This window comes from Nonomuraea basaltis (assembly GCF_005893125.1).
In the GTDB taxonomy this organism is placed as follows: Bacteria; Actinomycetota; Actinomycetes; order Streptosporangiales; family Streptosporangiaceae; genus Nonomuraea; species Nonomuraea basaltis.
On record NZ_VCJS01000351.1, the window covers coordinates 1 to 9,057 of the forward strand.

Sequence of the window (9,057 nt, forward strand, 5' to 3'; positions counted from 1 at the left end):
GGGAGGGGGTGATGGTGTCCCCGCCGCGGCTCCCGGCGTGGGACCAGGTGCCGATCAAGCGGTTGCTGCGCGAGCACACCCGGTTTCCGGTGACCGTGGACAACGACGCCACCGCCGCGGCGATCGGGGAGCGGTGGGCCGGGATCGCGCGGACGACGCCGAGCTTCGCCTACCTGTATCTGGGGACCGGCATCGGTGGCGGGATCTTCCTGGACAACCAGGTGTATCGGGGGCGGTCGATGAACGCCGCCGAGTTCGGGCACATCACGGTCGAGCCGGACGGGCCCGAGTGCTACTGCGGGAACCGGGGGTGCGTGGAGGCGATCTGCTGTCCGAGCGCCATCGAGGCGGCCATGGGGGGACATGTCGCCCATGCCGCTGTCTGCGCGGCGGCCGCCCAGGGGGAGCCGGGGGCGCGGCAGGTGATCGAGCGAGTGGCCGGGCGGCTGGCCGATGCCGCCGTGAGCGTGGTGAACATGCTGGACATCGATCTGCTCGTGCTCGGCGGGCCCGCGCTCAGGGAGGTGGGGGAGATCTACCGGGAGGTGATCGCGCGGGCCGTGTCGAGCCGGGCGCTGGCCCGGCGGCTGCACGCCGTGCGGGTGGAGACCTCGCCGATCGCGGCGGACGCCGCCGCGATCGGCGCGGCCTCGCTGGTCTTCCACGCCACGTACGCGCCCAGACTGGGGACGCTGCTCAGCGGCTGATCTCCGGGAACGCCGCGAGCAGCGCCGCCGTCATGCGCGCTTCATGCGGAGCGTCATCAGCTCGAAAGGGCGCAGCGTCAGGGACACCGCATTTTCTTCGCGCCGCGGCTCTCCCGTCGGGCGTTCCAGCAGATCCGTGGTGACGACCTCCGCGACCGGGAAGGCCGCCGTCAGCGTGGCGCGGGCACGCCCGCCCCGGGATTCGTGGAAGCGTACGATCACGTCACCGCTCTCGTCGTCGGCCAGTTTGACCGCGGTCACCACGACCGCGTCGTTGTCCACCGTGACCAGCGGCTCCACCTCCGCGTCGCCCGGCACGCGGCGCTCCGGCAGGTTGGCGAACCAGCCCTCGCGGACCGCGTCGCCGATCGTCGCGCCCGGCACGAGCGCGTGCCGGAAGCGGTGCACGCCCTGATCGGTCTCCGGGTCGGGGAAGCGCGGCGCACGCAGCAGGGACGCGCGGAGCGTCGTGGTGGTGCCCGAATCGCCGACGGTGCGGGTGACGTCGTGGCCGTACGTCGAGTCGTTGACCAGCGCCACGCCCCAGCCGGGCTCCTCCACGTGCACGAAGCGGTGGTTGCACGCCTCGAACTTGGCGGCCTCCCAGCTCGTGTTGGTGTGGGTGGGGCGGAAGGTGTGGCCGTACTGGCTCTCGGAGGCGTACCGGTCGGCGTGCACGTCCAGCGGGAACGCCAGCTTCAGGAACTTCTCCGTCTCGTGCCAGTCGACCTCCGTCGCGATGTCCAGCCGGCCGCCGGAGAGCGTGAGCAGCTGCGTCACCGTGGACGAGCCGAAGGAGCGCCGCACGCGGACCGCGTCGCCGTCCAGGCTCAGGTCGTCGCAGCCGACCAGGTCGGTGACCGTGTTGCGGTAGAACTCGTCCACGTCCCAGGCGTCCCACTTGTTGGGGAAGTCGGGGTGGAGTTGCAGCAGGTTCGCCGCCTTGCCGGGCGCGACCGTCTCCCTGCCTGCGGACCGGTCGTAGGCCGAGACGACCAGGCCGTGGCCGTCGATCTCCACCCTGAGCAGGTCGTTCTCCAGGATGTAGCCGCCCGCGTCCCGGGTCCGCACGCGTGCGGACCCGGCCGGGGCGGGGCGTCCGGCGCCGCCCGCAGGGATCCCGTGGCGCGGGTGCGGGGCGGAGTTGAAGAGCAGCGTCCCGCCGGACGGATCCCCCGCCAGGGCGTGCTGGGCGGAGCCGATGAGGTCGTTCAGCTCCGCCGCCACCGCCTCGTACGTCCGCCGCGCCTCCCGGTGCACCCACGCGATCGACGACCCGGGCAGGATGTCGTGGAACTGGTGCAGCAGGACCGTCTTCCAGATCCGGTCGAGCCGCTCGTACGGGTACGGCGCCCCCGCGCGCACGGCCGCCGTCGCCGCCCACAGCTCGGCCTCCCGCAGCAGCGACTCGCTGCGCCGGTTGCCCTGCTTGGTCTTGGCCTGGCTGGTGAGCGTGGCGCGGTGCAGCTCCAGGTAGAGCTCCCCGACCCAGACGGGCGGATTCGGGTATTCGGCCTCCGCCTTGGCGAAGAAGTCCGCGGGCGTCTCCCACGTGACCGTGGCCGAGCCCTCCAGGTTGCGCAGCCGGGCCGCCTTGGCGACCATCTCGCGTGTCGTGCCGCCGCCCCCGTCGCCCCATCCGGTCGGCGCGAGCGAATGCCGCGCGACGCCCTTGTCCTTGAAGTTGCGGGCCGCGTGCGCGATCTCGTGGCCGCTCATCGAGCAGTTGTAGGTGTCCACCGGCGGGAAGTGCGTGAAGATCCGCGTCCCGTCGATGCCCTCCCACAGGAACGTGTGGTGCGGGAACCTGTTCGTCTGGCTCCACGAGATCTTCTGCGTGAGCAGCCGCTTCGACCCCGCCGCCCTGATGATCTGCGGCAGCCCGGCCGCGAAGCCGAACGTGTCCGGCAGCCACACCTCCTCGTTGTCGATGCCGAACTCCTCGATGAAGAACCGCTTGCCGTGCACGAACTGCCGGGCCATCGCCTCCGAGCCGGGCATGTTCGTGTCCGACTCCACCCACATGCCGCCCGCCGGGACGAAGCGGCCGGTGGCCACCGCCTTGGTCACCCGGGCCCACACCTCGGGCCGGTGCTCCTTGATCCACGCCCACTGCTGCGCCTGCGACATCGCGAACACGAAGTCCGGCTCGTCCTCCAGCAGCGCGGTCATGTTCGAGGCCGTGCGGGCCACCTTGCGCACGGTCTCGCGCAGCGGCCACAGCCAGGCCGAGTCGATGTGCGCGTGCCCGACCGCGCTGATGCGGTGCGCCGACGGGACCGCCGGCGCCGACAGCACGCCGGCCAGCCGGGCACGGGCGGCCGCCGCCGTGCCGTTCACGTCCTGCAGGTCCACGGCGTCCAGGGCGCGCTCCACGGCCCGCAGCAGCTCCCAGCGGCGGGCGGACTCGACGGGCAGCTCCGCCATCAGCTCGCCCGCCACCTCCAGGTCCATCACGAGCTGCCACACGGCCTCGTCGAAGACGGCCAGGTCCATGCGCGCCAGCCGGTACAAGGGGTCGGTGCCGGCCGTCTCCTTGTCGCCCAGGTGCGTGGGCCGGAAGGCGGGGCGGCCGAGGATGACGGGGTTGGAGGCGGCCTCGACGTGCAGGCGCACCGGCTCGCCGCCCTCGGCAGGGGAGCCGATGCGTACCCACTGGTTGCGCGGGTTGAGGCCCTTCACCGGGGTGCCGTCGGGTAGGTAGACCAGGCCCTCGCACTGGAAGCCCGGCATGTTCTCGTTGAAGCCCAGGTCGAGCAGGGCCTCCACGGTCCTGCCCGCCCACTCTGCAGGCACCGTGCCGGTGACCGTGAACCAGCTCGTGCCCCACGGAGCGCCCCACGCGTCGCCGGCCGCGATCGGCTCCGGCGTCGCCGCCAGCCCCTCCGCGACCGGGACCGGCTCGCCCGGCGCGTGCCAGACGGCCACCTCCAGCGGCACGGACTCGGGGTACACGGCCGGACGGATCCGCTCGTCCAGCACGCGCCGCAGGCGGGCCTCGACCAGGTTGCGGTCGTCATGCATCAGCGGGGCTCCCTCGTGAAGGTGATGAATCAGCGCTTAGCACGTTAGGCAACCACCGCGCGCCGGGCAACGCGGCCGGGCGGCGTGCCGCCGCACGCACATCCGCCGCCTGGTCAGGTCACGCCGTCAGCCGCTCGTGCAGCGCCGCCGCGAACTGAGCGGGCAGGCGCAGGTAGCCCACGTAGTCGCCGGGCAGCTCCACCGTCTCCACGCCGAGGTGCGCGGCGACGGCCAGGGTGCAGTCGCGCATCAGCCCCCGCGTGCCGGCGCCGCACGCCAGGACGAGCGGCGCCGGGCGCAGCGCCGCCGCGTCGGGGACGTACCGGCAGAACGAGCGCTGCTCGTACCGCAAGCTCGTCTCCATGTTGGCGCTCATCCTGGTCAGCATGTCGCGCACCCAGGCCGGCAGGCCGGGGTCGGGCCGGGGCGGCGCGAGCACGCCGGTCTCCGCGCCGAACTTGCGCAGGGCGGGGCCGATCCCCTCGCGCAGGTAGACGTCCACCGCCTCCTGGGCGAGGGTGCGCCACCGGGCCGCGTCAGGGAGCAGCTCGAACGCGGGCGGCTCGTGCGCGACCAGCCGCCGGATCCGGCCGGGGTGGCGGGCCAGCAGGTCCAGGGCGATGAGGGCGCCCGAGTGGGTGGCGAACACGTTCGCGGGCTCCTCGTCGGCCGCCTGGAGCAGGCGGAGCGCGTCGTCGGCGTGCTCCTCGATCCGCTGCTCCGACGGCGGCCCGGCCAGCGGGCTGCGGGTGGCGCCACGCCGGTCGTAGGTGATCACCGTGTAGCGACCGGCGAGCGCCTCGGCCAGCGGCCCGGCCATCGCCGCGTCGCCCCCGCCGCCGAGAATCGTCAGCAGGACCGGCCCGGAGCCGCGTACCTCGTAATAGAGCTCGGCGCCGGGAACCGTGAACATTCCGGTGTCCATGGTGTCCTTTCCGGAAATCGCGAACGGCCACTCTAGACCGGCCGCGCGCGGTGGCCAAGTCGCCGACGCCATGGGCTGGCGGGTTTACGACAAGTCGGGATCTAGCCACACCAACCTCATAGACAACGACAGATCCGGATGACTAGGAATTCGGTATTCGTGCTTACCGATTCTCTGGAGGTCGTCCATGCCGCGTGGGTTGGGACGAGCGGGGCGATGGCGGCGGGGGACGGTGGTGGCCGGCTCCCTGGCCATGGCCGCCTCGCTGCTCTCGGTTCCCGGCGCACACGCATCGGCCGCGGCGCCCGTGACGTTCACGGGCGCCGCGGCGAGCGACGAGATCACGCTGATCACCGGTGACCAGGTGCGGGTGCGGACCGTGGACGGCGAGCACAGCACGGTGACGGTCACCCCCGCGCCGCGCGCCGACGGCTCCGTGCCGACGTTCCAGGTGCTGGAGGCGGACGGCGCGGTGACCGTCATCCCCGACGACGTCGCCACCCTGGTCCCGGAGCGGCTCGACACCGAGCTGTTCAACGTGACGGCGCTGGCCGAGCAGGGCTACGGCGGTGCCATCCCGCTGATCCTCACCTACGCCGCGAACGCGACCAAGGCCGCGATCCCGGCCGTGAAGCAGGTCCGCACGCTGGAGAGCATCGGCGGCGCGGGCGCGACGGTTGCCGCGTCGGACGCCGCCAAGCTCGGCGCGGAGCTGGCGAAGCTCGCCGCCCCGCCGGCCCGCGCCGCCGGCCCGCTGGCGGGCGTGTCGAAGATCTGGCTCGACCGCAAGGTGCGGCCGGTGCTCGAGCGGAGCGTGCCGCAGATCGGTGCCCCCGAGGCGTGGGCCGCCGGGTACGACGGCACAGGCACCACCGTGGCCGTCCTCGACACCGGCGTGGACGCCACCCACCCCGACCTCGCGGGCAAGGTGGCCGGCCAGCGGGACTTCGTCGGCGAGAACGTCACGGGCGACCCGCACGGCCACGGCACCCACGTCGCCGGCACGGTGGCGGGCGCCAAGGGCGTCGCGCCCGGCGCGAAGCTGCTCAACGGCCGCGTGCTGGCCGCCGACGGGTACGGCCAGTCGTCCTGGATCATCGATGCCATGGAGTGGGCGGCCGGCGAGAAGCACGCCGACGTCGTCAACCTGAGCCTCGGCTCCCCCCAGGTGGGTGGCCCGCTCACCGACGCGGTCTCCCGGCTGACCGGAAAGTACGGCACCCTGTTCGTCGTGGCCGCCGGCAACGACGGCTGCGACCGGTGCGTGGGCGCCCCCGGCGACGCCCCCGAGGCGCTGACCGTCGGCGCCGTCGACCGGCAGGACCAGCTGGCCGACTTCTCCAGCCGCGGCCCGATCGCGGCCGACGAGAGCGTCAAGCCCGACGTCACCGCACCCGGCGTGGACATCACCGCCCCCAAGTCCGGCGGCGGCCACATCGCGCTGTCCGGCACCTCGATGGCCACCCCGCACGTCGCCGGTGCCGCCGCGCTGCTGCGCCAGGCCCGCCCCGGCATCACAGGCGGTGAGCTGAAGTCGCTGCTCATGGCCACCGCCAGGCCCGGCGGGGACATCCCGGTCGACGCGCAGGGCGCGGGCCGCGTCGACGTGGCGGCCGCACTCAAGGGCTCCGTCGTGGCCTCGGCGGGTTCGGTCAGCTTCGGCAGGCTCGACACCGGTGAGCCGAAGAGCCTCACGGTGACGTACCGCAACCTCGGGCAGGCGCCCGCCGAGCTGGACCTGACCAGCGGGGACGGGTTCACCGTCGAGCCCGCGAAGCTGACCGTGCCCGCGTCGGGGACGGCCGGGGTCAAGGTCACGATCAAGGCCGCCGAGCCGGGCCGGCTGCGCCAGGAGCTGACGGCCGCCGTCGCGGGCGGCGCCCCCGTGCGTACCCTGCTGACCGGCAGCGTCGAGGAGAAGCGCGTCGAGCTGCGGGTACGCGGCATCGCCAGGGACGGCCGCACCGGCCGCGGCGGCTTCACCGTGCTCAACCTCGACGAGGGCACCCTGGTCGGCCGCGTGCTCCCGGGCGACCCGGCCCAGCCGTGCACCGAGGACAGGTACGGCCGCGGCACCTGCCTGCTCGTCAACCCCGGCACCTACTCCGTGCTCGGCCACATCTTCACCATGCCCGCCACGCAGGACAGCACCGCCACCGGCAAGCCGCTCAACGAGAGCCTGCTCGGCGACCCCGAGATGGAGATCTCCGAGAACACCGAGGTGGTGCTGGACGCCCGCGAGGCCGTCGAGGTCAAGATCGAGACCCCCGACCACAAGACCAAGCGGAACACGGGCGCGGCCGCCGCGCTCATGTGGTACCGCGCCGGAGAGCAGGGCACCGCGCTGCGCGGCGGCACCACCATCTCGCCCGGCGCGCAGATCGAGGAACGGCTGTTCGTCCAGCCCACCAGGAAGGTCACCAAGGGCACGTTCGTCGTCTCCACCCGGTGGCGGCTGAAGGCCCCCGAGATCGCCTTCACGACACCGGGCCTCGCCCTGGAGCCCGAGTACGTCGACCCGGTCCAGTTCAGCGACTTCTCCACCGACTACCCGCGCCTGGACGGCACCCGGCTGCTCATGGCGGTGGACGCCGGCCGGGGGAGCCCGGAGGAGATCAAGGCCCGGAACCTGCGCGGCAAGCTGGCCGTCATCCGCCGCACCGACGGCGTGCCGGTCTCCACGCAGTCCAACGCGGCCGCGGCCGCCGGGGCGGCGATGGTGGCGGTCTACAGCGACCGGCCCGGCACCGACGTCACCACCGGCGGCAACAAGGTCAAGCTGGCCGTGCCGACCGTGCGGCTCACCCACGAGGAGGGCCTGAAGCTGGTCGAGCGGCTGCGCCGGCTGCCGGTGCCGGTCGTGGCCAAGGGCGTCGTCGCCAGCCCGTACGTGTACGACCTGTACCTGCGCGAGAAGGGCCGGGTCCGCGACTCGCTCACGTACGTGGTCCGCTCCCGGTCGCTGGCCAGGATCGAGACCGGCTACCACAGCCAGCTCGCCGACGACGTGGCCGTGAACGAGGCCCGGTTCGTCTTCGAGCCGTGGGACACCCTGTCGATCTCCACGAACCACCCCATGGCCAGGACGCCGCGCACCCGGATCGACTACGTCACCCCGGATCCCGACCTGCGGTGGAATTCGTCGGCGGTCGCTCCGGAGCGGTCCTACAACAACATGTGGCCGCACCCGGACACGCCACGCGTCTCGGTGGCCTCGCCAGAATTCCGCCCTTACGAGGCGGGGGAGCGGGTCAGCCGCACCGTGTTCAAGCAGCCGCTGCTGCCCGGCATCAACCCGCGCAACCCCATGCGCAGGGAGGGCGACAAGCTGCGGATCTCCATGCAGGGCTTCGTGGACGCCGGCCGCAACTACGGCGACACCTACACCAGCCAGTTCGAGCACGGCATGAAGACCGACTTCCGGCTCTACCAGGGCGAATCGCTGCTGTGGCAGACGAACTACCTGCCCTCGGGGACGGGGACGCTCCCGGCGGAGCGGTCGGCGTACCGGATCGAGTACGACCTGAGCAACCAGGCCGAGTGGGCCAGGATGTCCACCCGCACCAGGGCCGTCTGGACGTTCGGCTCCGAGCGGGCCGCGCAGCCGACGGTGATCCCGCTGCTGCTGGCCACGTTCGACGCGCCGGTGGACCTGAAGAACCAGGCCAGGTCCCGCACCCTCGGACTGTCGCTCTACCACCAGGAGGGCGCGGCACAGAGCGCGATCAAGGACGTGTCGCTGGAGGTGTCGTACGACGACGGCGCCACCTGGCGGCCCGCCCGCCTTCGCGACAGGGGCGAGCGGACCTACGTGACGACGCTCGACCGGTCGCCGTCCGGGTTCGTCTCGCTGCGGCTCAACGCCTCCGACGTCAACGGCAACACCCTGACGCAGGAGGTGATCCGCGCCTACGCGGTGCGCTGAACGCCGTGCCCGCGGGCGCTCGACCGCGACTACCTGTCCGCCATCCAGGCCGATTCGCCATGCGCGGTCACGGAGGGCTCGGGCGCCCGGGTGAGCATGGCCTGCGCCACGCCGGCCTTGAGCAGGGCCGCGATCCGCAGGACCGGCACCAGCGTCAGCGCGAACAGCAGGCCGACCCCGGTGTTGAAGATCACGAAGAACAGGTCGCTGCCGACGAGCCATTCGGGGAACCCGAGCCACGTGGGCACCCAGAGCTCGACACCGGGAATGCGGGCGACGATCCACCCGTGGATGGGGGAGGTGAGGCCGGCGATGGCGATGGCCCACCACACGGTGGCGAGGACGAAGGCCGCCAGGGAGAACGGGAAGCTGACGATCCCCCACAGCAGGTCGAGCCAGGCCTGGCCGTTGACCAGCGGGTTCATCAGGCGGCGGAACCAGCCCGCGCCGGCCGGGGCGGGCGCGTAGCGGGGGCG

General features: G+C 72.8%; 5 protein-coding genes. 2 read left to right on the top strand and 3 right to left on the bottom strand.

Annotated elements, in window-relative coordinates:
• Positions 1-707 (top strand): ROK family protein (locus tag EJK15_RS64715; RefSeq protein ID WP_138720166.1); only part of this gene is annotated, 707 nt, incomplete at its 5' end.
• A 30-nt stretch (positions 708-737) separates the two neighbouring features.
• Here EJK15_RS64715 and EJK15_RS64720 read toward each other — a convergent pair.
• Positions 738-3,731, bottom strand: a complete 2,994-nt coding sequence (locus EJK15_RS64720; RefSeq protein ID WP_138720167.1) for an alpha-mannosidase — start codon at positions 3,729-3,731, stop codon at positions 738-740.
• A gap of 118 nt (positions 3,732-3,849) precedes the next feature.
• Positions 3,850-4,656, bottom strand: a complete 807-nt coding sequence (locus EJK15_RS64725) for an alpha/beta fold hydrolase (RefSeq protein ID WP_171075335.1) — start codon at positions 4,654-4,656, stop codon at positions 3,850-3,852.
• 187 nt (positions 4,657-4,843) lie between these two features.
• Here EJK15_RS64725 and EJK15_RS64730 point away from each other — a divergent pair, with 187 nt between their 5' ends.
• On the top strand, positions 4,844-8,581 hold the full coding sequence (locus EJK15_RS64730) for a S8 family peptidase (protein ID WP_240778035.1): 3,738 nt from the start codon (positions 4,844-4,846) through the stop codon (positions 8,579-8,581).
• Positions 8,582-8,610: 29 nt separating this feature from the next.
• Here the strand turns inward: EJK15_RS64730 and EJK15_RS64735 are convergent.
• A partial coding sequence (locus EJK15_RS64735) for a sensor domain-containing protein (RefSeq protein ID WP_171075336.1) occupies positions 8,611-9,057 on the bottom strand: 447 nt, incomplete at its 5' end.

Bases quoted from the DNA above. Each gene is read 5' to 3' on its own strand.
- EJK15_RS64730 (WP_240778035.1), top strand. From the start codon at position 4,844: ATGCCGCGTGGGTTGGGACGAGCGGGGCGATGGCGGCGGGGGACGGTG.
- EJK15_RS64720 (WP_138720167.1), bottom strand. From the start codon at position 3,731: ATGCATGACGACCGCAACCTGGTCGAGGCCCGCCTGCGGCGCGTGCTG.
- EJK15_RS64725 (WP_171075335.1), bottom strand. From the start codon at position 4,656: ATGGACACCGGAATGTTCACGGTTCCCGGCGCCGAGCTCTATTACGAG.